Raw genomic sequence first — 20732 nt, forward strand, 5'->3', positions numbered from 1 at the left:
ATCGCTTCCCGATGGCGTTTTGATCGATCGGAGGCATAGAACGCCTCCGGCAGACGACGGATCTATGCCTGGTCACTGGTGACTCAGTCTGCCGAGTGCGCGAACACACGGATTAGCGCACCGTGATACATCCATGAGGTGTATTTGTTGCTACAGTTTTTTCCACGTTCGTCTCCTCTGGGGATGCATGATTTGGCAGCAGGGAACGGGGCTGCCATTTCGAGGCTCACGCCATGAACACACTCGCCCTCATTCGCGCTCAGATCCTCAAGGCCAAGCGTCTTGAGCAGGCCCAATTGGCCGGTTTGGGTCGTGGGGTGGTTCCGATTTTCTGATTGTGACCACGTGAATCCAAAGCGCCCTTTCGGGGCGCTTTTTTTGTTGCATAGTCTCTCGAGGGTCAGGTGATTGCGAGCTCAGTGCCGTGGGCAGGACCCTCACTCTCCTGATCGGCCTTCCAGGCACTCTGTTGAGAGGCTTGAAACGAATTCTTCATACCTCAAGTCAGCGATGGTTTATCCAGGCCAGTCGATGAATCCGATTGCCAAAACGTCGAAAGGCCCACGTTGAAGCGGTGCATCGATCGAGCACAACAAAGCCCCCGGGCCGACAAGACCGGGGGCTTTGCAGGGTGCGTGGTGGCGACACCAAAGGCAAGCTAACGATCACTCTTGGTCGATCTCGGATCCTCTGCAGATCTGACGCGTTCTTCCTTCAGATGTGTGCACTCGAGATTCCCCAAGGGCTTTGAGCCGGTTCCTGGACAGTGTCGGCCAATGCTTTGCCAGCCATGGGGATCTTTCTGCTTGCCGTCCCCGATGGCGAGACTCTCAGCCAGCACGGACTTGCCGTTAACGTTTCTTCACATCCGCCTTGGAGGCTCGATGCTTTCGACTCTCTTCCCGCTTGCTTACGCAGCAGCTGGAGTTTTCCTGCTTGTTCGGGCGTTTGGAATGATGCGGTTGGCGACCAGCGCGGGGCCTTCAGCCCCCAGTCGATCGCTGGATCGGACGGGCCGTCGAACGGTGCACCCAGAGCTGTTGAACGAAGACGGAGAGGTCACCAAGGAAGAGCTTTGGGCTGTTCGTTTTTCGGACATGAAAGGCATCGCGTCCTCGGAGAGCTGACCATGACGATTGATGCTCGCTGCAAAGAGCAGCGGCTCGTTGCAGATCAGCTGTTCATGGACTTCAAGTGCACGGCCCCGGGGTCGAAGGAGCAGCTGCGGGCCTTGAATATGTTGAGCTTTTTGATCGGAATGTGGGGTGATTTTCTCAAGAGTGAAGAGAGGAGGCTCAAACTTGCCTCAACTCTCAAGATCACGTCAGCCATCTAACCGTGGCCCCAGGCGTGTTCCTTTGAAGGTGGGCTCACTCAAAATCGAGCAGAGGACAGTTGTGCATTCTGTGCACATCGGTATGTGACGAGACCCTCAGCAGGGCCACACCGCTTGCCTATCCGCTGCACGATGGAATTAATCATCGATGTCAATGCAGAACATTACACCTGGAAATTCAGAGACCAGCATTCCCCTGGCCATTGTTGGAGCTTTTGTAGCGGCAATACTTTTACTGGGTGCTGTTTTTGTTGTGCCCGCGGGTCAGGTCGCTGTTGTTACGACACTTGGCAAGGTCAGTGACCAGCCAAGACTCCCAGGCCTCAACATCAAAGTCCCACTCATTCAATCGATCCACCTCTTTAATGTCCGAACTCAGGTGAAGCCTGAGGCTTTCTCGACCCTGACGAAGGATCTTCAGGTGATCGAGGCGACGGCTACGATTAAGTACGCAGTAAAAACTGAAGAAGCGCCTAGAATCTATAGCACAATTTCTGTTGGTGACGATGGAATCTATTCGCGTATTATCCAGCCTTCTTTGCTCAAGGCTCTAAAATCTGTTTTCTCTAAGTACGAGCTTGTTGAGATTGCGACGGACTGGAATACTATTTCATCAATTGTAGAAGACAGTGTTGCTAGGGAGCTCCAGAAGTTTGATTATGTATCTGTCAAAGGCCTTGACCTTACAGGCTTGAAGATCGCCGAGGAATACCGCTCTGCTATTGAGCAAAAGCAAATTGCCGAGCAGCAGCTGCTTCGAGCGGAAACGGAAGTGAAGATCGCCGAGCAAGAGGCGATCAAGTTCGAAACACTCAACAAAGGACTAAACGAACAGGTTCTCTACAAGCTCTTTCTCGACAAGTGGGATGGAAAGACGCAAGTCGTGCCGGGTCTTGGCTCCAGCACTCCACCCGTGATTGTTGGGCGCAGTTAAACATTGCGCTGAACTGCGCTGACCGTTACTTGTTCAAGCGCGTTGTGGATTCTTAATCCCTCTGTCGGCTAAGTGGTCGTAGTGAATCACCTCTCAGGCGTTTGAGTGGAAGCGGCTCTTAGTGGCGTGTTGAGCGTTCAAGCTTTCGACTGGTGCCGTAATTGCCGCAGTTTCGCTTCAGAAAACTGCGATGTCGACCAGGGTTGCTTTTAGTGGGTTCGGCGGTGATGTTCCGTTCTTGGCGCCCGTTGTCTGGCGTTCTGAGGCGAGCATCCGTCCTGCGCCAGGATCGGTGTAGACGCCAATTGGAACAGCGCTTTTACTGCCGTTACCGAGGTTTGACCCCATGGATCCAACCAAGAACACCAATTGCAATCCCAACAAGTTCACAGCAGAGGTGGCAGCGCGAAGAGCTGCAAATAAGAAGCGACTAGCGCTCAAATCCAAGATCCAGAGGATCACTCCACTTCCCCCACCGCCCCGTGAGTGGATTGAGGCTCAATGCAACGGAAAGGGGGTGATCTTGGAATCTCGGCCGCGGTCTGCGCCAGTTCGTGGAACAGGGCCGGAGGGACTTCGATGGTGATCCAAACGAGATGACGGCGCAGTTGATGCGGCCTGTCAATCCCAGCACTTCCGAGTCGAGATTGAAAGCCTCCGCTTCTCGATCATTGGCTCGGGAGTGTGCCCCCGTAGACCCTGTTTTCGATCGAGTTCAGGGCTGCATCTTTGCGGAGTTCAGATGGTGATCGAATTGAAATGGGATCGCACCCACGGAGAGCTTGCCTCTAGGAGCGCCCCTGCTCACGCTGGAGCTCGTGGTGACCTTGATCGGGCGCCATTCCTGCCCGATCAGGTTTCTCTATGGGAAGCCTTGACCGATAGCCGCAAGGAATGGGCGATGGTTCCACTGGCGGATTACAGCAAGCGTCTCGATGACCATCCTGTCTTCCGTCGGGGGCAGGTTGCTGAACTCCTGGTCCGGCTTCAGCAGCGCTTAGACAAGCTGCCCAGCAGTATCGATGCTGATGAATTGATCGAGCTTCAAGCCGGTGATCTGTTGCTGATCACACATCTGTTATTGAGGCATCAAGCATGAGGCTCACTCCTGCGGAGGTTGAAATCAACAGCCACCTCGAGGCGGCGTGGAACGCTGCCGTCGATGCCATGCTTCAGCAATGCACGCCAGAAGAAGCAGCACGGATTCAGCTTTGTCTTGAGCACCCCAGTGATGGGACGCAAGCGCTCATCGATGACAGCTTTCATTCATTGGCCATTGGACTGTCGGATGCGATGTGTGTTGTGCTGAACGGTCTGCTCTATCCCGACGACACTGACCCGTAGAGAACATCGGCCACCGAAGTCAATCCCGGCCTTTGGCCCTAAGCAAAGGCTTGGTGCTCCTAGTGACTCAACATCCCAGCTCGATCCAACTGATCCGCGTGAAGCTCAAGCCAGGGGCAAGCCAAGTTCGATAGCGAACGACCTTGAACATCGCTCTGCTTGAGCATCCGCTCATAGAGCGCCCAAGGCACGGTGATGGTCACGCGCTGCGGCTTTCGGATGGCCAGCTCGTAGCGACGAGGGTCCTGCACTGCGGTGGAGGAGATGGCGAGACGACGCTCCCGGGACATCGTGAATGAATAAACCCTGAAGGAAATATTAAAGGCAAAAGGGTCGTTGATCGAGCCTTTTGCGAAGCAGCGACATAGCCAAAAGGCCAATGAGATGCTTCAAGCGCTATCGCGCTGCTATCAAGTCTGTACAGAAAACATAGTAACATCCAGAAGCTTGCAAAAAGTGCATACCTGAAAGTGCTGCACACTGCTGCGGAATTACCGCATCGGCAGTCTCGTGAGACTTGGCAGAGGCCCTCTGGGTTCTTGGGCCTGTAGAGGTTTCCCAGGCTTGGTTGTTGAGCGCCATGATCAAGGTGGTGACGACGGCGATCGGCTCAATGGGCTCGGGCGGGGTGGCAGCGGCGCGCTGTGTGTGATGCCTTGAGAGGTCGTTGTTTTGCTTCCTTCGTCTATTGGTGCTGCAGTCGCTGCCTGCAGTACGGGACTTGCCAGCCCTTTGTTAGTGCTTTTGGCGGAGATTCCTTCTCTTGGGCTGTTGCTTGAATACAATGCTACAAAGAATATTTATGCAAGAACTGCATAAATGGTGTGTCGCCATTGATTTGGTGTGCCTTGGTGACTACATTCACCCGAACGCGGGATGGGCAGGTGATCACTGTTGACGACCTAAAATGTCTAGATATGCAAATATGGCTTCGTTCTGGCGAGGAATGTGCAAAGCGTCTCTTCGTGACGCAAAGTACTATCTCTCGCCGAAACGCTGAAACACAAAAAACTCTAGGTATCTGGCTTAAGAGGGATCAGTTCGGCGAGTGGCAAGAAGAGGGTGATACAACTTTCTTGGATCTCGAAAGAGAAACGCACCAACTCTATCGATTGACTCGTGATGATGAACGGCTTCGACTTGAAGCAACGTTTTGGGCTGGTCCGGCTTTAGCTACGCCAGAGCCTGCAGGGTGGATGAACGGTGTCTGGGATCATTTGGGAATGGTTCGGCCTCTTCGCTTGCTCAAGAAGGGAATCATCGACGCGTGGATCGGAAGCTATCAACCTGATCTCCCTTCGCAAGATGATCCTGATTTTTGCGTGATTGACCTGTGCACAACTCCGGTCAGGCTCGTTGCTAATAAGCTGCACCCCTTGGCCAACAAAAAAGATATTTCCCGGGAAGACCTTGAGGCCTTCCCGGCGCTGTCGCTACCAGATAGCTGGTTCCCGCGCACTGAAGAGTGCCTACGGTCGCATGGCTTGTGGTCGACAGAAGCTCGAATGAAGCGATACAAAAGGCATCTGTGGGACGGCCAGACGGAGGATCAGGCCACCCTTTGCTATGCAACGTGCTTGGGCCTGGATGTCATGAAGGATCTCACTGTCCTTGATTATGACCTCAATCTCCTGAGTGGTGAGAGCCTTGTTGTCAAAAGAACTTTAATGGATCACCAAAGAATTCGGGATCTCGTTTCCTGTCTTAAAGAGCGAGTCTTGGAAAAGTCGGCTGTTCATAGTGACTTAATCCCTTGTTTCTGATTAATGCTGATCCTGTTTGTCCATTAGTGCTATAGCCCTGGCAGGATTCGCAGGCTTGCTAGCTCATGAGGATGTGGCCCTGATCAAGTTGATTCTGATCCCGATATCCTCTCGCGGTTCAAAGGGTTGGACATTGGGTCCAGGGTCAGACTGGGATCAGCCCTGAGCATGCAATGATTCGCAGCTGAGGGCGAATCGCGCCTCCTGAGGCGGAGTGGATGCTGCTTGAGGAGCTAATGAAGGGGATGTTCTCTCATGCTTGGGTGTGAACCTTAAATTCTCTCGTTTCGCCTGCAATCGTCACGTCAAAAAACCAATCTCTTCCATCTGGGCTTCTCCGATTGACTTTCCATTGATCAATGCGTTCACCTTGCAATGCCAAGTTCAGAGCATCCCCGCTGCATCCCGAGCACTCCACTTCTCGTGAATCAAAGTCAGTCGCAGAGACCAAAAAAAGACGTTTCACCTGTGAACGCTCTTGTGAAGTTCTAGTCCAAGGTCACTGCTTTATGCGGTGGCCGAGCTTGAGTCACTGACGCTCTCAAGCTTTAAAGGATCTGGGAAGCCAAGAGCGATTGTTTTGGCACGCTGGTAGAACTTGCTGTCAGTCGCTCCCGAATTCTCCAGCTCTGCAGCCAGCTTGCGCCAGTTGTTCAGTTCCTCTTGATCCATCGGACTTAAAGCTGTGGCGGCGACGCTAGCGAGTCAGCCACGCCGTCATGGTTAAAGCCCAATCCCCCTGCTTGTCTTGCTCCAGGGCAGATCGGATTATTTGCCGCAGTCGCAGCCGCACGCACCTGTTGGGTGGCAAGGTTCATTGTTTGGATGACCTAAGGCGCAAGCCTGAGAGCAGTAGCTCAGGCCATTGCGAACAACGGCTCCAACCTCAGGGACATCACATTTGCAGCGTGGGCAGGCGCATTTGGTCAGTACGGCGGGCATCTCTATCTGGCGGCTAACTCCGGTCTAAGCCAGGTCCTGCTGTTGCGACCATCAGGGTGTCGCGATGCCCTGACCTCTGTACCTCTGATGGTGGAGCTTTCGCCGCATGCTGGCCCCAAGCGACCAGCTGCCATCCCTTCTCCTGCTGTGGACGCGGGTCCCATCCACGGTCACAGTTTGAGTGAGTCACGCACGAACTCATGGCGAATCCAAGGGATCTGATCAACGCTCACCTCTATCCCGTGCTCGCGGCGCTGGCAACGCTCTTCCTTGGGATAGGAATGGTTAACACCATTAAGGCCAACCACAAGCTTGGTGTCATTGCTGAGCAGGCAGCTCTGTTCAATAGCTGCGTCGCTGTTCATCTCGAAGAGAACAGCGCTTACGTCCCTGATGAAGTTGTTAGCCACTGCAACGGCGGGGCAGAGCCAACTGTGCGCTGAGCCATTGCTGCTGGTGGTGGCGCAGCCGCTAGGACGAGCGGGGTGGTGAGGACCAGCTCAGGCTCGTGGGCTGCGCACTTTGACGGTCATGGCCGATCAACTCTTCAGGTTCATCAGTAGTTGTGCTCAACAGTTCCGTGTCGCCATGAGCCATGACTAAGGGGTGTCATGCAGGCACATTGAGGGAAGAAGCCGGGTTGGTGACCGGCTTTTTTCATGCTCCTGAAGCGCAAGTGCGCATGGCGAGCTTGACGCCCCGAGCTAGAACGTCTGTACTAGCTCGCCTCCGATGGCTTCTGATCCGCTGTTCCTTCAAGTCCAGGTTGGCGATTGCGTCCTGGTCGAGCCCCATGGGGCCGAGTGGTGGGTTGGTCAGGTCCTGCACTGTGAGGGTGGAGCCCGCTGTCAGGCCAACTCCTTCTTCCAGATCGCTGATGTCGACACCGGCCGGATCCAAACCGTGAACCCCAACATCGTCACGGGCATCGTCCACAAGGGGAAGATGGAGCCGGTGGAGTCGCAGGCGCACAAGCCGCGAGTTCTTCAGGCCCGCAATCGGCAGAGCAAGTCCACTCAGGCGCCTGCCAATGCTGTCCACCGGACAGTGGAGATCGGCATCCTCGGCAAGGCGATCTAGGAGAACCACTCGAGCCTCTGCCCCGGGCCTTCGATGGGAAAGGTGCTCTACCGCCGCACTCGACCTACTCCGTATCCGACTGCGAGGCCGGCAGCGCCGCTGGTGAGTCCAATGGCAAGTGCTCGCCGGTCGACTTCGCTCATCCGGCCAACGCTCACAACCGCTACCGCGCTGAGGATTAAGCCGATGACTGCAACGGCTACCGCCTCGAAGCTGCCTGACTTCTGGGCCTTCCCGCTGGACGGCCCTGTTTTGACAATCGCCTTGCGCGTTTGACCTTGTTCCTTGTCAAGTTCGCACTGGAGGTCGCGGATGTCCTTTTGAGGGTTTGTGCTCACGGGGGGCGTGGCCTGTGCCCCCAGCCTTGCTGCCCTCTGCCCAGATGGCAAGAAACTTAGAGAGTTGGCGACTCGCGTGCGAGCCGCGCTGGAACCATTCAAAGCGTTCAGCCTGCAAGGGCAGTTGCGGACGCTCTGCACCCGTAATAGCGGTGTCGAGTTGTGGATCACCGGCAAGAAATCCAAGGGTGAGCACACCGCTGCGGAGTGGATGCTGCTCGAGGCTGAGATCAGGAAAGCCAGGCGCACGGCTTGGCGCTGTTTTGGCTGGCCTTGGCGAATGACCCCATATGGGGCTATCGGTGTTGCGCTGACCAGATCGACAGTGACTTCAACCTCGAGAGGGGGGAGCCTGAGATACGCCCCCCCGCACTTCTTTTGATCGAGGGGATCTCGTATGACAGAAACAGAAAGCGAGGCGCTATTCAACGGTGGCTGGAATGTTGTCCCCTTGGACGTCAGCCCAGAGGACAGCGCACAGCGAAAGCGCTTTATTCGTCAGTCTCATTTAGGTGCAAAAGGTCGCCCTCAACCCCAAGAGCAGGAATGACCTCAGTTGCCCACCGCATGAGGTATGGAGAGGTGCTTTCTGGCATCTTCTTGGTACTGACTCTGAATGACTTGGCAATTTGACCCCATTTGGGGCTATCGCCAACACGGCCATCAGTTTTTAACTGGTATGACTCCGAAAGGAGGGGCCTGATGTTCATCCCCCCTGACACTTTCCGGTGGGCAGGGGGATTTTTATTGACGGTCACAACAAACCCTCAGCGGAACTGGTGGGTTGCTGAAGGGCTCGCCGGTGGCATGGCCGGATGGACTCCGCTCAGATGGAGGTGCTCAAGTGCGCCTCTCTTTCAGTTATGGCTGAGGGCAGTCAATGCAATGAAGTGATTGCCCCTATATGGGGGTATCGGTATGTTCTGCTCTGTCCAAGGATTGCATCACCAAAGAGGAGAGGTGTCATGGCTCCATCCTCAATCAAAAATCATCCACAGACTTGTGACGGTAGAACATGCCTCAAATGGTCTCGTGATGGATCTCTGTCTATCATAGATAAGCAAGAGATCTTAAGACGTCTTTGTGCGCTTGATCCTGAATTCTCGCGCTCTACAGATTGCATGAGCCTTTCAGGACCGACTGAATAAACCATGGAATTACCCGCTGGCATCGCTAAGAAAATCTCTCACCTGGAGGATTCCGAACATGAGTTAATCGCTGCGCTCAATCGTGTCAGAGAAGAGAAGGCGAGGTTGGTCTCTTTGCTCGGCAAGCTTCCTGGTCATCAAGCTCTTCCCTTGGGAAGTCTGGCGCCTGCGTCAGCTCCCTAATTCACCGCCCAGTTGTCGGAATTATTATCGGGTGTGCGATGGCGAGCTCTTCCTGTTTGGAGAGTGCTCGTAGGGCTTGTTCCATCTCCACTGTTGTGACGGCTGACTGAGAAGCGGAGCGACAAGAGCGTATGGACCCAACACTTTTGGCTTGATTTGACCAGGCCCTAGGTGCTTGTGCTAACGGCCTTTCTCTCGCTTGAACGTGTAGCAGCCTCCGTGGTAGCCAGTAAACGGCTGGGAGTACGTCACCAACTCCCAGCCGTCATCGCCGAGCTCGTTCATCACCCCACCAAGGGTGATGTCCGGACGCGGCCTTGATCTGAAGATGATTTGTCGTTGATCAAGCCAGAGCTCTTCGATTTCTCCTGTCCAGCTTTTGCCTCGTGGGATGAATCGCAGTTGCGTGTACTCCCACTTCATGTGCGGATTGCTCAGATGAAGAGCCCATCTTCCCACTTCGCACGATTCCAAGTGAAGTGGATTGCAACTCCTGCAATATCTCCCAACGCCACCGCTCGTCATTCGGGAACGTTGTGGTGTAGCCGTTGAGCGATACCTTCTCTTGGGTCGGGGCGCGACGACAGCTGTGTCCTCGGTGGTTACGGCCTTGGTTGCCTCAGCGGTGCAGGCATAAAAAACGCTCCTAGCAGGAGCGCTTGGGTTGTGTTTGGTGGCGGTGCCTCTAGGACAAGCAAGGCGGTAAGGACCGGCTCTGGCTCGTGGACGGCGCACCAAGACTTTCATCGCCGACTTCAATCGTGAAGGGCATCGGTAGTTCTGCTCAGATTTTCTTCGTGCCTTGAGCGTGGACGCCTTCTTGCTGATGACAGCCGCTGTCGTCCATGGGAACAGGGTGATCAGGACTTGGTCGGTGAGTGGCTCCCTTTCAGCGGCAGAGGAGCAGGCCTCGTCGTGCCGCATGTGAGTGGTGTGCGGTGGCCGAAGCGTCTTATTCGCCCTGTCTCGCTGAGGCGCCGACTTGACCTAAAAACTCCATGAATATGTATATAAAGTAGTTGTAACTGTGGGCTATTCTTTATCTGAAATCTTTTCGGCGAGTAGCTTTGCCGCTAACTCTTCAAGGGTGACGCCAAGCTCCTCAGCCTTGGCGCGCAACCAGTCATGCCCGCCCTTTTCGAGTTGTACGACGATCTCAGCAGCGCGATCCAAGTCGAGTGAGGCCACTAGTTGACCTAGATTGTATAGCTAGCCTCTTAGACCAAGCTTCTCTTCGAGTCTCGAAAGGCGCTCTTCGACGTTCAGTGCCTTGTGCTCTGCAATGGCCTGTTCAAGAGTCTTAGATACAAACTCAGTGGTGGTCAGGCCTTCTCGGATCGAATGAGATTTGATTTTCTGAAGGAGGTCAACATCAATTTTGATGTTCAGCTGGACTTTTTGCATCTGCTGACTCTGTCTCCCCAACGCTAGCGGGGTGAGTCCTTTCACCTGGAGCCCTCGCCCACTTTCCATCGCGAAAGGGCTTTGCTTTGATCGAATGAAGTCCTGAAAAGGATTTGACTTAGGTCGCTTCAGGAGTGCAAGACAACTCTCCAGGCACCAGTTGGGGGCCAGATTGGGAACCTCGCGTACGAGGTTGAACCCAAGCAATCAATCGGGGCGACAGGATTCGAACCTGCGACCTAGTGCTCCCAAAGCACCCGCGCTACCAAGCTGCGCCACGCCCCGTATGAGTGGAGCTTACCGGTCGATCCGGAGGGCTGGCAGCGTCGGCAGGTGCCGTTACAACGGGCCCGCAGTGTTCTCCCCTCCATGGGATTCGACCCGGTTCGAGCTGTTGCTGTTGTCGTGGGGTTGGTCGTGGGCGCCTTGCCCCTGCGCGCTGCTGACCTCCCCGAGAAGCCCCTGCGCATTCCCGCTGATACCCCTGTTGCCGACCTGACACCAGAGCTGGGAATCACCGGGGCGATGCCGGATGCCTTGGCCTGGCCCCTGCGCCCCGGTCAGCCGATTCGGGTGGTCTATCCGCTGGCGGTCAAAGCCAGTGAGGTGGACCCCTACGGCTGGCGCTATTCCAGCTCCCGTGGGGTCTGGCGGATGCATGCCGGCCAGGACCTGGTGGCTCCCGCTGGGACCCCCGTTCTGGCGATGCTTCCGGGCCGCGTGGTCCTGGCGGAGCCGATCGATGGCTATGGCCTGACCGTGGTCCTGGACCATGGCCGCGGTTGGCAGAGCCTCTATGCCCACCTGCAAAGTGCCAACGTCCGTCAGGGCGACTTTTTGACGGCCGCCTCCACCCTTGGCTTGGTTGGCCAGAGCGGCCGAGCCAGTGGTCCCCATCTCCATGTGGAGCTGCGCCAACGTCAGGGTGAGCAGATGCTGGCCCTCGATCCCACTCCTGTTCTGGATCAGGCCACACGCCTGCTGCCGCTTGCTCCGCCCCCCTTGGCGGAAGCCCGCGTTCAACCTTGATCACGATTGAGCGCCCGGGCCTGAGGCTCCGCCATGGCTCTGCCTGGCTCCAAGCCCATGGGGTCGAGACCGCGGCGCTGCGTCAGTGCCTGGTTCAAGAGGTTCCTTGGGAGCAGCCCCTGGTACGGGTCTTTGGCAAGCAGCACCCCACGCCACGCCTGACCTGCTGGATGGCCGACCCCGGCTGCAGCTACCGCTACAGCGGCCAGGTGCAGCCGATTACCCCCTGGACTCCCTCAGTGCAGGCGCTCAGGGATCTGTTGGAGCACGAGTTGGGGGTTCGCTTCAACAGCCTGCTGCTCAATCGCTACCGCAGCGGAGCCGATCGCATGGGCTGGCATGCCGATGACGAACCGGAACTCGACAACAACGCTCCCATCGCCTCCTTCAGTCTCGGCGTACCCCGCGATCTGCGCTTTCGGCCCCGCTCTGCGGGCGAGGCGCCTTTTTCGGTCTGCCTTGATGACGGTGATCTCTTGGTGATGGATCCGCCCACCCAGGCCCACTGGCAGCACGCCCTTCCGGCGCGCGCTCGGGTCAAGACCGAGCGGATCAATCTCACCTTTCGGCGGATTCAGCCCAGAACGGCGATGCAGTCGATTTCCACCCGGGCGGCCTTCGGTAGTGCCGCCACCTCGACGCAGGCCCGAGCCGGGGAGACCCCCTCTCCGAAGACCTCGGCGTAGAGCGCGTTCACCTTGGCGAAGTCGCCCAGATCGGCCAGGAATACTGTGGTGCGCACCACCTGCTGAGGCGTGCAGCCGGCTTCCTTGAGTACCGCCTGCAGGTTGCTCAGCACCTGCCGGGTCTCCGCTTCCACATCACCGCCTCCGACCATCGCGCCGGTGCTCGGATCCAGGGCGATCTGGCCGGAGCAATAGAGCATCCCACCAGCCTTCACGGCCTGGTTGTAGGGGCCCACCGGTGCTGGAGCTGCTGCGGTTGTTACCGCCTCAATCGCTGGAAGGGTCATTGCACGAGAGGATGTGGCGCCGAGCCTATGGCGAACCCGCTGAATGCCCCCTGAGATGCCCAGTCCTGATCTCCCCCAGGAGCCGCAGGTGGAGCTCAGTGGTCTCTGGCATCGCTACAGCGGTCCCGCCTCCAACGGTGACTGGACGCTGCGCGACATTGACTTCCAGCTCAAGCCCGGCGAGTTGGTGGGTCTGCTGGGGCCCTCGGGTTGTGGCAAGACCACGCTGCTGCGGCTGATTGCCGGCTTTGAGAAGCCCGAGCGCGGCTCCGTTTCGATTGGCGGCCGCCCCGTGGCTGGTCAGGGACGTTGGTTGCCTCCCGAGCGCCGCGGCGTGGGAATGGTCTTTCAGGACTACGCCCTCTTTCCCCATCTCGATGCCTGGCGCAACGCCTGCTTTGGCCTCAAGCGCGGCCAAGACAGCAGCCGAGCGGCCTGGCTGTTGGAACTGCTCGGCCTGAAGGGCCTTGAGCGCCGCTATCCCCATGAACTCTCCGGCGGGCAGCGGCAACGCCTGGCCTTGGCCCGCGCCTTGGCTCCTGGCTGCTCCTTGGTGCTCCTGGACGAGCCCTTCTCCAACTTGGACGTGGAGGTGCGCTTACGCCTGCGCGCTGAGCTGCCCGGAGTCCTGGCCCGTTGCGGCGCCAGTGGTGTGATCGTCACCCACGACCCTGAGGAGGCGATGGCGATTTGTGATCGGGTGGCTGTGCTCGAGTCCGGGCACCTGCACCAATGCGCCAGCCCTCGGGATCTGGTCACCGCCCCGGCGACCTCCTTTGTGGGGCGCTTTGTCCTCCAGGGGAACCTGCTCCCGGCTCAGGTCCAGGCGGGCCAGTGCGAGACGCCGATCGGAGTCCTGGATCCGGTGGATCAGGCCGCGACAGTTGGACCGGCCAGTGCCTCAGAGGTCCTGGTGAGCCAGCAGGCCATCGAATTGGTCCCGGACGATGACGCCGAGGCCTGGGTCGTGGGCAGGGAATTCCTGGGCCGCGAATGGCTGTACCAGGTGCAGCTCAACGACCTGCGGCTGCGCCTGCGTCTGCCCCTGGATCTCAATTACTCCCGCGGCCAGCGCTGTCACCTGCGCCTGCGCTCGGGTGAGCCGGCCCGCCTTTACCCCAGCGGGACAGCTCTCATCGCCCGCGGCTGAGCCCTAGCCGCGCCACAGATCTTTGTGGCCGCGCAGTTGCCGCAGGGCAGCGGCGTTTTTGGCCCGCATAAACAAGTTTGTGGCCTGCTCAAGGCCAATGCTGCTGGGAATGGTGGGACGTCCCTCGCTTCGAAGCTGCTGGACAAGCGCAAGCCGCTTTCGGATGGCTTCGTTCTCGGGTTCCACTTCCGCGGCCCAGAGCAGATTGCCTTCGGTGTATTCGTGGGCGCACCACACCCGGGTTTCGGCCCCCAGGGCGCTGAGGCTTCGCAGGGAGCTGAGCATCTGCTCCGGCGTGCCCTCAAAGAGTCGCCCGCACCCACCGGCAAACAGGGTGTCGCCGCAGAACAGCTCCGGCGCTTCCTCGGCCTCGGGCTCCAGTGCATAGGCAATGTGATGGCGAGTGTGGCCGGGCACCTCGATCACCCGCAGCCTTCGTCCCAGCAGCATGAACTGATCGCCCCCCTGGACCCCTTGGGTCTGCAGCGGGATCCGCTCTCGATCAGCGGCACTGGCGATCACGGCCGCCTGGGGCCAGCGCTGCAGCAACCCCGGCGCCCCGCCGATGTGGTCGTGGTGGTGGTGGGTGTGCAGGATGGCCTCGAGCTCCAGGCCCCTCTCCTCCAGCCAGGCGACCACTGGCTCGGCCACAGCTGGATCCACCACCGCAGCACCGCGGCCGCCGCCGTGCAAGACGAACACGTAGTTGTCGTTCAGGACAGGGATCAGCGAAACCGTTGTGGCGGCATGCATCGTTAAAGTCCCGGTTCTGGCTGCCAACCATGATCACCGTCGCGCTGGCCAAGGGAGCCCTGCTGAAGGACTCGGTTCGCCGCTTCGCAGCCGCTGGTCTGGATTTCGCGGCGGTGCTTGAGCCTGGAAACCGCCAGCTGATGGTGCCCAGCGTCTGCGGCCGGGCCCGGGCCCTGTTGGTCCGCAATGCCGATGTCCCGGTCTATGTGGCCTACGGGCAGGCCCAACTTGGGGTGGTGGGCTACGACGTCTTGAAGGAACACCAGCTGCCTGTCGCTCAGTTGGTGGATTTGGGTTTCGGTGGTTGCCGGATGAGCGTGGCTGTGAAGGCCTCCAGTCCCTACCGCCGTGCCAGTGATCTGCCGGCCCACTGCCGCATCGCCAGCAAATTCACCCGCTGCGCAGAAGAGCATTTCGAGGCTCTGGATCTCCCTGTGGAGCTGATCCATCTGGCGGGCTCTGTGGAGCTGGGTCCGATCACCGGCATGAGTGAAGCCATCGTCGATCTGGTGGCCACGGGGCGCACCCTTGAGGAGAACGGCTTGATTGCCATCGAGGATCTGTTCCACTCCACCGCTCGTCTGGTGGGCCATCCACTGTCCCTGCGACTCGATTCCGGCCCGATCCAATCGATCGTTGATCAGATCGCCAGCGCAGGCGCCTGATGGCCAAGCGTGATCGTCAGCGCCTGGTGCGTCTTCTGCCCTACCTGGGGCGGGACCGCAAACGGCTCCTCCTCACCGTGGTGCTTCTGATCCCCGTGGCGGGGGCAGCGGCGGTTCAACCCCTGCTGGTGGGGCAGGCGATTTCGGCGTTGCGTCAGGAGCCCGTTTTGCCCTGGCTGCAGGCCCTGCCCCTTTCGGCCCAGTTGCGGACACTGGTTCTCCTGCTTTCGGTGGCGGTCTTGATCCGCCTTGGCCTGCAGGGGCTGCAGAGCTTCAACGTCCAGGCCGTGGGGCAACGCCTCACGGCTCGGATTCGCAACGACCTATTCGCCCATTCCCTCGATCTGTCGCTGCGCTTCCATGACCGCACCCCGGTCGGCAAATTGCTGACGCGACTGACCAGCGATGTCGATGCCCTCGCTGAGGTCTTCGGCAGCGGCGCCGTGGGTTTGCTTGCTGATCTGGTCACCCTGATGGTGATCGCTGGAACGATGGTGGCGATCGAACCCCGCCTGGGGGTGCTGCTGCTGGCTGTGCAGTTGCCCGTCACCTTGACGATGCTCTGGCTGCAGAAGCGGTATCGCAAGGCCAATTACCGAGTCCGCGAAGAGCTTTCTCAGCTGAATGCGGATTTGCAGGAGAACCTGCAGGGTCTCGAGGTGGTTCAGATGTTCCGCCGGGAATCCCACAACTCAGCCCGCTTTTCCCGCACCGCTGATGCCTACCGCAGTGCGGTCAACGGCACGATCTTTTATGACTCCTCGATCTCGGCTCTGATCGAGTGGGTTTCCCTCGGGGCGATTTCCCTGGTGCTGGCCCTGGGGGGCTGGATGGTGACCGCTGGCGCCATGGGCCTCGGCACCCTGACCACCTTCATCCTTTACTCACAGCGTCTGTTTGATCCCCTTCGCCAATTGGCCGAGCGCTTCACTCAGATCCAAGGGGGCCTGACCGCCGTGGAGCGGATCGGTGAATTGCTCGAAGAGCCCGTTGAAATTCAGGAGCTCCCCCTCAACCAGCGCTCCGCCGCCGCCATCCGTAGCGGTAGTGATTTCAGTAGTGCCGGTGAGGTGGTCTTTGAAAACGTCTCTTTCGCCTATCGGCCTGATGATCCGATCCTGACAGATCTCTCCTTCCGCATTGCCCCTGGGGAGCATGTGGCTCTGGTGGGACCGACCGGTTCGGGCAAGACCACAGTGATCCGTCTGCTTTGCCGTCTGTACGAACCCCAGCGGGGCCGGATCCTGCTGGATGGAGTGGACATCCGGGAGTTGCCCATCCCCACCCTTCGCCATCGCTTGGGGGTCGTTCTCCAGGACACGTTCTTGTTCAGCGGCAACGTCGCTGACAACCTCCGCCTCGATGGTGCGGTCAGCGATTCGGAGCTCGAGCGCCTCTGCTTTGAGCTGGGGCTCGAGCCCCTGCTGGATCGACTCCCTTCCGGTTTGGCCACGGAGCTGCGGGAGCGCGGGAGCAACCTCTCTTCCGGTGAGCGTCAGCTGCTCTCGGTGGCGCGGGTGGCGATCCGCAACCCATCGGTCTTGGTCATGGATGAGGCAACGGCGTTTCTGGATCCCTCCACCGAAGCCACCCTCCAGCGGGACCTCGACAAGTTGCTGCGCCAACGCACGGCCATCGTCATCGCTCACCGCTTGGCGACCGTTGAAGCAGCCCATCGGATCCTGGTGCTCCAGCGCGGTCGCCTGATTGAAGAGGGAACCCACTCGGCTCTGCGGGCCGCCGGTGGGCTCTATGCCCAGTTGGCTGAACTGCAGGAACGCGGCCTGGCCAAGCTTTAGGCCAGGGTTCGATCCAGCCAGTTCTCCATGACCTGGGCCAGTTGCCCTGGGGCCGTTCGCATCGGCAGATGCCCCTCCCCGTTCAACTCTTGGACCTCTGCGCTTGGCGCATATCCCGCCAGATGCCTGACATAGCGCGGTTCCATCACGCTGTCCTTGCTGCCGACCACCCAGAGACTGGGCACCGTCAGTTGGCTGGCCAACGCTGGGAGCTGGCGCACGGCCCCGCGCTGCATGCTGCAGGCCAGGAGTCCACGGGCGGCGCGGAGTTCAGCCACCAGAGGGCTGCGAATGGCTTCAGTTCCAGGCAGTTGCGCGAGCCAGGTGGGGCGCCAGCGCAGAAAAGCGGCTCCGCCATTGCGCACCATCCGAAAGGGACGTGGCTGATAGACCCCGCCCCCCGAGGCGATCTGGATGATGCCCCGTAGCTGCTCCCCCAGTTGGGGGGCGGCATGCAGGACGAGGCTTCCTCCCAAGGAGTGGCCGATCAGGACAATGGGCCGGCCCTGGGCCCGTTCCTGGGCGGCCTCGGCGAGCCAGCGGCCATAGCTGACCAGGTTGGTTCTCAGTTCTTTCGGGCGTTGGCGTTGGCCAAAGCCCGGTAGATCAGGGGCCCAACAGTCCCACCTGGGCTCCAGGGCCTGGGTCAACGGCTCCCAGAGCCGCCCTGAGAGCAGCCAGCCGTGCACGCCAACCAGCAGAGGTGCTGCCTTCAGGGATCCCAATGCAAGAAACGGACCCAGCCTGCATCAAGGGGGTGACCTGGTGGGTCAGGATCAACCCAGCACTGGAGCGGATCCCGTTCTGATTGGTTCCACCGCCACTGAACTGGAGGGGCTCTACGGCCGGGACTATCGCCTGTGCGCGACTCCCAATCCCCAGGCCTCCTTGGTCTTGAGCCAGGAGCGGGAGATTGATCTCTATGAGCTCGAGCAACTCACCGATGCGGTGGGTTGGAGCCGCCGTCCCATGCGGCGGGTTCGCAAAGCCCTGGAGCACAGCCTCTTGGTGGTGGCCCTCTGGCGCCATGACACGCGCCTGCCCCGCCTGGTGGGCTTTGCCCGTTGCACTGGCGATGGTGTGATTGAAGCCACCGTCTGGGATGTGGCCGTTCATCCCCACTACCAAGGCTTGGGCCTGGGCAAACAGCTGTTGCAGTACGTGATTGAGCGCCTGCAGCAGATGCAGGTGGAGCGCATCAGCCTCTTTGCCGATCCAGGCGTGATCGAGTTCTATGGCGCCCAGGGTTGGGAGCTGGAACCGCAGAATCGGCGCTGTGCCTTTTGGTACGCCCCCTAGCCGTTTCGGTAGTAGCGCTGAGCGAGGGCTTCCGCTGTCGCACCCTGGCGCCAGTCCCGCCGCAGGGCGGCGTTGCGCTGCGCTGTCCTCAGCACCCCATCCCGTTTCCAGCGGCGACCATCGATCGTTAAGGGCTGGCCCAGCCGGCGGATCGGGGCCAGCGGTTGCAGCCGTTGGATCAGATCCAAATCCTCCATCAGCGGTAGTGGCCGCATCCCGCCGGCCTGATTCAGCAGGGAGCGGGGGAGCAGGAGCCCTTGATCGCCATAGGGCAGGGCCCTGATCCTGCAGCGCCACTGGACGGCGAACTCCAGCAGCCGCAGGTTGGCTCCGGCCGCGGTGACCTTGAAATCGAAATACCAAGCCGCAGGGGGCTTGGTCATGGCTCGCTCCACCAGTGCCCCCCAATGGAGGGGGAGTCGCGAATCGGCATGCAACAGCAACAGCCACCGAGACGTTGAGGCCCCAATGCCAACTTGCAGTTGCAGTCCCCGATTGGCTTGGCTGCGAACCACCTGTGCACCTGCCAGTTGGGCCACGGCAGCGGTCTCTGGATCAGGGCTGGAGTCCACCACGATGGTCTCCGTCACCAGGTCCGGAGGAGCCTGCTGCAAATCCGCCAGCAATAGCGGTAGCCGCTGCGCTTCCTGGCGAGCGGGAATCACGACGGTGAGGGATGGCCGGTTCATGGCGGCGGCAGCTGGCAGCGCAGCCAGTCCTCAAGATCACTGCGTTCATCGAGATCGTTCTGCTCCCGCAGCAGGCTGACCGGCAGCTGTAGCGCGCTCGCGGCCGCGAGGCTTCGCTCCAGCACCTGGTCGCTGCCCCAGGGAATGCCACTCATGAGATGGGCGCCGCCGCTGCAGAAGCCAGAGCGGTTCCAACCAATCAACCAGTAGCCGCCATCGCGGGCCGGCCCGAAGGCCAGCGGCGCCTGAAGCAATGCATCAGCCGCGTCTTCCAGGTCCCGGGTTTCCAGGGCCGGTAGGTCCGTGCCGATCACGAGCACCCGTTGCGCCCCCCCCTGGAAGGCCCGGCGCAATTGCCGCTGCATGCGGCAGCCCAGGTTTCCGCCCCCTTGAGCACCCAGGCGAATCCCTGGAGCAAGGGTCTGCAGCTCCTGCTGCCAGCGGCGCAGTGCACGGGGGGCCAGTCCATCGACGGCGACCTGGAGGGAGTGGTTGTTCTCTTGACTCCAGTGGCCGCTGACCTGAAGGGTGTGGTGCGTGAGCCGTCGTTGTATCTGGGCGGCCGCCCAGCGACCCGCATGGCGGGCCAGGCGGGTTTTGCAGCGCCCGGGGGCCGGCCAGCGGGCCATGACCACCAGCGTGAGAGGGGCTGCCACGGCTGCGCTTACTTCCCGCGGGGGAGTTCAGCGGGTTTGATCTGCAGGGTCAGGGTCCGTTCTTTGCGCTGGATCACGATCGCCAGGTTCTGGCCGACGCGTCCCTGGTCCACGGCGACCTGCACTTCAGAGGGGTTCTTCACCGGCTTGCCCCCCACCTGCTCGATCAGGTCACAGGAGCGCATGCCTCCCTTGGCGGCGGGACTGCCGGGGATGACCTCCACCACCACGACGCCCTTGGTCTCCGGCAGACGGCATTCGGCATCGGTGGCATTCACTTCTCTGGCTAACTGCGGGGTGAGGGCCTGCAGCCGAACACCGATGTAGGGGTGTGAGACCTGGCCGCGATCGAGGATTTGGGCAGCAATCTGGCGCCCGAGGTTGATCGGGATGGCAAAGCTCAGGCCCGCCCCAGGAGCTTGGCGGATGGCGGTGTTGATCCCAATCACCTGGCCCCGGTCATTGATCAGTGGCCCGCCGCTGTTGCCCGGATTCACGGCTGCATCGGTCTGGATGTAGGGAACCCGCTGCCCCTCCCCCAGGGCATTGGTGCGTTGCACCGCGCTGATGATTCCCAAGGTGACGGTGTTGTCGAGACCCAGGGGGTTGCCAATGGCGATCGCCCATTCCCCAGGACGCACGCTTTTGGAGTTACCCAGGGGCGCCACCGGCAGGTTGGCTGCGGCCACCTTCACCACGGCGACATCGGTGATCGGGTCCGAGCCCAGCACTTTCCCTTTGAAGTTGCGGCCATCGGGCAGGGTCACGCCCACCTCATTGGTGCCCTCCACCACGTGCGCGTTGGTCAGGATCACCCCGTCGGATCGGGTGATGAAGCCCGAGCCTTGACCCTGCTGTTGCTGCACCGACGGGCCACTGCCGAACAGTCCGCCCATCGGGTTGACCACCCGCCGCACCGTGTCGATCCGAACCACCGCCGGTCCCACCTTGTCGACCGCGTTCACAACAAAGCTTTTGCCCCCTGGCAGCGGCGCGGCGGCGGGGGCATCGCTGACCTGAGCGGGATCACCTCCCTTGCCGCCGTTCCAGCCCGGCAGCCGCAGGACACCCGTGGCGCAGCCGCTCAAGCCCATGCTCAGCAGCAGGCAACCCAAGGTGAGCTGGGGGCGAACGCCATGCATCAAACGGGTCATGCGGAGCGAAGGTGTGGGGCAGGTGTTCAGGCGCATCATCGGAGACACTCCCTCCTCAGACCACCCCTATATTCATGAACCCCAAGGGACGTC

General features: G+C 59.9%; 28 protein-coding genes and 1 tRNA gene. 13 read left to right on the forward strand and 16 right to left on the reverse strand.

Annotated elements, in window-relative coordinates:
* Nucleotides 1-884: 884 nt before the first annotated feature.
* The 3 genes from MY494_RS13025 to MY494_RS13035 all read left to right on the forward strand — a co-directional run bounded on the left by MY494_RS13025 (nucleotide 885) and on the right by MY494_RS13035 (nucleotide 2270).
* Nucleotides 885-1127, forward strand: a complete 243-nt coding sequence (locus MY494_RS13025) for a DUF2973 domain-containing protein (RefSeq protein WP_247910669.1) — start codon at nucleotides 885-887, stop codon at nucleotides 1125-1127.
* 2 nt (nucleotides 1128-1129) lie between these two features.
* Nucleotides 1130-1336 carry a hypothetical protein gene (locus MY494_RS13030; protein WP_247910670.1) on the forward strand — a complete coding sequence of 69 codons (207 nt, stop codon included), beginning with the start codon at nucleotides 1130-1132 and terminating at the stop codon, nucleotides 1334-1336.
* Between the two features lie 148 nt (nucleotides 1337-1484).
* Nucleotides 1485-2270: a prohibitin family protein gene (locus tag MY494_RS13035; protein ID WP_371820621.1), complete on the forward strand. Its 786-nt coding sequence runs from the start codon at nucleotides 1485-1487 to the stop codon at nucleotides 2268-2270.
* Between the two features lie 177 nt (nucleotides 2271-2447).
* Here the strand turns inward: MY494_RS13035 and MY494_RS13040 are convergent, their stop codons facing one another.
* Nucleotides 2448-2732, reverse strand: coding sequence for a hypothetical protein (locus MY494_RS13040; RefSeq protein ID WP_247910671.1), 285 nt, complete (start codon nucleotides 2730-2732; stop codon nucleotides 2448-2450).
* A 412-nt stretch (nucleotides 2733-3144) separates the two neighbouring features.
* Here MY494_RS13040 and MY494_RS13045 point away from each other — a divergent pair, with 412 nt between their 5' ends.
* The gene (locus MY494_RS13045) at nucleotides 3145-3369 is read left to right on the forward strand and encodes a hypothetical protein (RefSeq protein WP_247910672.1); all 225 of its coding nucleotides are present in this window, start codon (nucleotides 3145-3147) and stop codon (nucleotides 3367-3369) included.
* Nucleotides 3366-3614: a hypothetical protein gene (locus MY494_RS13050; protein WP_247910673.1), complete on the forward strand. Its 249-nt coding sequence runs from the start codon at nucleotides 3366-3368 to the stop codon at nucleotides 3612-3614. Before MY494_RS13045 ends, MY494_RS13050 begins: the two co-directional genes overlap by 4 nt.
* A gap of 59 nt (nucleotides 3615-3673) precedes the next feature.
* Here the strand turns inward: MY494_RS13050 and MY494_RS13055 are convergent, their stop codons facing one another.
* Nucleotides 3674-3904, reverse strand: a complete 231-nt coding sequence (locus MY494_RS13055; protein WP_247910674.1) for a hypothetical protein — start codon at nucleotides 3902-3904, stop codon at nucleotides 3674-3676.
* Nucleotides 3905-4498: 594 nt separating this feature from the next.
* Between MY494_RS13055 and MY494_RS13060 the strand changes: the two genes are divergently transcribed.
* Nucleotides 4499-5377, forward strand: coding sequence for a LysR family transcriptional regulator substrate-binding protein (locus MY494_RS13060; RefSeq protein ID WP_247910675.1), 879 nt, complete (start codon nucleotides 4499-4501; stop codon nucleotides 5375-5377).
* A gap of 507 nt (nucleotides 5378-5884) precedes the next feature.
* On the opposite strand, the gene MY494_RS13065 is transcribed toward MY494_RS13060, so the two are convergent.
* The 3 genes from MY494_RS13065 to MY494_RS13075 all read right to left on the reverse strand — a co-directional run bounded on the left by MY494_RS13065 (nucleotide 5885) and on the right by MY494_RS13075 (nucleotide 6684).
* Nucleotides 5885-6049: a hypothetical protein gene (locus MY494_RS13065; protein ID WP_247910676.1), complete on the reverse strand. Its 165-nt coding sequence runs from the start codon at nucleotides 6047-6049 to the stop codon at nucleotides 5885-5887.
* A gap of 96 nt (nucleotides 6050-6145) precedes the next feature.
* Complete coding sequence (locus tag MY494_RS13070; protein WP_247910677.1) at nucleotides 6146-6319, reverse strand: metallothionein; 174 nt, start codon at nucleotides 6317-6319, stop codon at nucleotides 6146-6148.
* 170 nt (nucleotides 6320-6489) lie between these two features.
* Nucleotides 6490-6684 carry a hypothetical protein gene (locus MY494_RS13075; protein ID WP_247910678.1) on the reverse strand — a complete coding sequence of 65 codons (195 nt, stop codon included), beginning with the start codon at nucleotides 6682-6684 and terminating at the stop codon, nucleotides 6490-6492.
* Nucleotides 6685-7051: 367 nt separating this feature from the next.
* Between MY494_RS13075 and MY494_RS13080 the strand changes: the two genes are divergently transcribed.
* Nucleotides 7052-7399, forward strand: coding sequence for a DUF3104 domain-containing protein (locus tag MY494_RS13080; RefSeq protein ID WP_247910679.1), 348 nt, complete (start codon nucleotides 7052-7054; stop codon nucleotides 7397-7399).
* Nucleotides 7400-7446: 47 nt separating this feature from the next.
* Here MY494_RS13080 and MY494_RS13085 read toward each other — a convergent pair whose 3' ends face one another.
* The 5 genes from MY494_RS13085 to MY494_RS13105 all read right to left on the reverse strand — a co-directional run bounded on the left by MY494_RS13085 (nucleotide 7447) and on the right by MY494_RS13105 (nucleotide 10757).
* Nucleotides 7447-7737 carry a hypothetical protein gene (locus tag MY494_RS13085; RefSeq protein WP_247910680.1) on the reverse strand — a complete coding sequence of 97 codons (291 nt, stop codon included), beginning with the start codon at nucleotides 7735-7737 and terminating at the stop codon, nucleotides 7447-7449.
* Between the two features lie 1511 nt (nucleotides 7738-9248).
* Nucleotides 9249-9491 (reverse strand): hypothetical protein, encoded by a 243-nt coding sequence (locus tag MY494_RS13090; protein WP_247910681.1) that lies wholly within the window; start codon nucleotides 9489-9491, stop codon nucleotides 9249-9251.
* Between the two features lie 609 nt (nucleotides 9492-10100).
* Complete coding sequence (locus MY494_RS13095; protein ID WP_247910682.1) at nucleotides 10101-10241, reverse strand: hypothetical protein; 141 nt, start codon at nucleotides 10239-10241, stop codon at nucleotides 10101-10103.
* A 36-nt stretch (nucleotides 10242-10277) separates the two neighbouring features.
* Entirely contained in the window at nucleotides 10278-10517 is a 240-nt protein-coding gene (locus tag MY494_RS13100; RefSeq protein WP_247910683.1) for a hypothetical protein, read from the reverse strand.
* A gap of 166 nt (nucleotides 10518-10683) precedes the next feature.
* Nucleotides 10684-10757 (reverse strand) — tRNA-Pro (locus MY494_RS13105).
* An 84-nt stretch (nucleotides 10758-10841) separates the two neighbouring features.
* Here MY494_RS13105 and MY494_RS13110 point away from each other — a divergent pair.
* Together MY494_RS13110 and MY494_RS13115 are read left to right on the forward strand one after the other, a co-directional pair.
* On the forward strand, nucleotides 10842-11501 hold the full coding sequence (locus tag MY494_RS13110; protein ID WP_247910685.1) for a M23 family metallopeptidase: 660 nt from the start codon (nucleotides 10842-10844) through the stop codon (nucleotides 11499-11501).
* Complete coding sequence (locus MY494_RS13115; RefSeq protein WP_247910686.1) at nucleotides 11498-12187, forward strand: alpha-ketoglutarate-dependent dioxygenase AlkB; 690 nt, start codon at nucleotides 11498-11500, stop codon at nucleotides 12185-12187. Before MY494_RS13110 ends, MY494_RS13115 begins: the two co-directional genes overlap by 4 nt.
* Here MY494_RS13115 and MY494_RS13120 read toward each other — a convergent pair.
* Nucleotides 12076-12474 (reverse strand): Rid family detoxifying hydrolase, encoded by a 399-nt coding sequence (locus tag MY494_RS13120; protein WP_247910688.1) that lies wholly within the window; start codon nucleotides 12472-12474, stop codon nucleotides 12076-12078. The two genes, MY494_RS13115 and MY494_RS13120, sit on opposite strands and share 112 nt — an antisense overlap.
* 55 nt (nucleotides 12475-12529) lie before the next feature.
* On the opposite strand from MY494_RS13120, the gene MY494_RS13125 reads away from it, so the two are divergent.
* Entirely contained in the window at nucleotides 12530-13624 is a 1095-nt protein-coding gene (locus MY494_RS13125; protein WP_371820622.1) for an ABC transporter ATP-binding protein, read from the forward strand.
* 3 nt (nucleotides 13625-13627) lie between these two features.
* On the opposite strand, the gene gloB is transcribed toward MY494_RS13125, so the two are convergent.
* Nucleotides 13628-14377, reverse strand: coding sequence for a hydroxyacylglutathione hydrolase (gene gloB, locus MY494_RS13130; RefSeq protein ID WP_247910690.1), 750 nt, complete (start codon nucleotides 14375-14377; stop codon nucleotides 13628-13630).
* A gap of 29 nt (nucleotides 14378-14406) precedes the next feature.
* Between gloB and hisG the strand changes: the two genes are divergently transcribed.
* Nucleotides 14407-15042 carry an ATP phosphoribosyltransferase gene (gene hisG, locus MY494_RS13135; protein ID WP_247910692.1) on the forward strand — a complete coding sequence of 212 codons (636 nt, stop codon included), beginning with the start codon at nucleotides 14407-14409 and terminating at the stop codon, nucleotides 15040-15042.
* Nucleotides 15042-16841, forward strand: coding sequence for an ABC transporter ATP-binding protein (locus tag MY494_RS13140; RefSeq protein ID WP_247910693.1), 1800 nt, complete (start codon nucleotides 15042-15044; stop codon nucleotides 16839-16841). Before hisG ends, MY494_RS13140 begins: the two co-directional genes overlap by 1 nt.
* Here MY494_RS13140 and MY494_RS13145 read toward each other — a convergent pair.
* Nucleotides 16838-17566: an alpha/beta fold hydrolase gene (locus tag MY494_RS13145; RefSeq protein WP_371820623.1), complete on the reverse strand. Its 729-nt coding sequence runs from the start codon at nucleotides 17564-17566 to the stop codon at nucleotides 16838-16840. The two genes, MY494_RS13140 and MY494_RS13145, sit on opposite strands and share 4 nt — an antisense overlap.
* A 79-nt stretch (nucleotides 17567-17645) precedes the next feature.
* Here MY494_RS13145 and MY494_RS13150 point away from each other — a divergent pair, with 79 nt between their 5' ends.
* Nucleotides 17646-18140, forward strand: a complete 495-nt coding sequence (locus MY494_RS13150; RefSeq protein WP_247912069.1) for a GNAT family N-acetyltransferase — start codon at nucleotides 17646-17648, stop codon at nucleotides 18138-18140.
* Here the strand turns inward: MY494_RS13150 and MY494_RS13155 are convergent.
* From MY494_RS13155 to MY494_RS13165, 3 genes are read right to left on the reverse strand one after another with little or no spacing between them, the layout of a single operon-like run.
* Complete coding sequence (locus MY494_RS13155; RefSeq protein ID WP_247910695.1) at nucleotides 18137-18829, reverse strand: TIGR04283 family arsenosugar biosynthesis glycosyltransferase; 693 nt, start codon at nucleotides 18827-18829, stop codon at nucleotides 18137-18139. The genes MY494_RS13150 and MY494_RS13155 overlap by 4 nt on opposite strands.
* Nucleotides 18826-19485: a TIGR04282 family arsenosugar biosynthesis glycosyltransferase gene (locus MY494_RS13160; protein ID WP_247910697.1), complete on the reverse strand. Its 660-nt coding sequence runs from the start codon at nucleotides 19483-19485 to the stop codon at nucleotides 18826-18828. Before MY494_RS13160 ends, MY494_RS13155 begins: the two co-directional genes overlap by 4 nt.
* 8 nt (nucleotides 19486-19493) lie before the next feature.
* Nucleotides 19494-20627: a trypsin-like peptidase domain-containing protein gene (locus MY494_RS13165; protein WP_371820726.1), complete on the reverse strand. Its 1134-nt coding sequence runs from the start codon at nucleotides 20625-20627 to the stop codon at nucleotides 19494-19496.
* Nucleotides 20628-20732 lie beyond the last annotated feature (105 nt).

Source organism: Synechococcus sp. A10-1-5-1 (assembly GCF_023115425.1).
In the GTDB taxonomy this organism is placed as follows: Bacteria; Cyanobacteriota; Cyanobacteriia; order PCC-6307; family Cyanobiaceae; genus Vulcanococcus.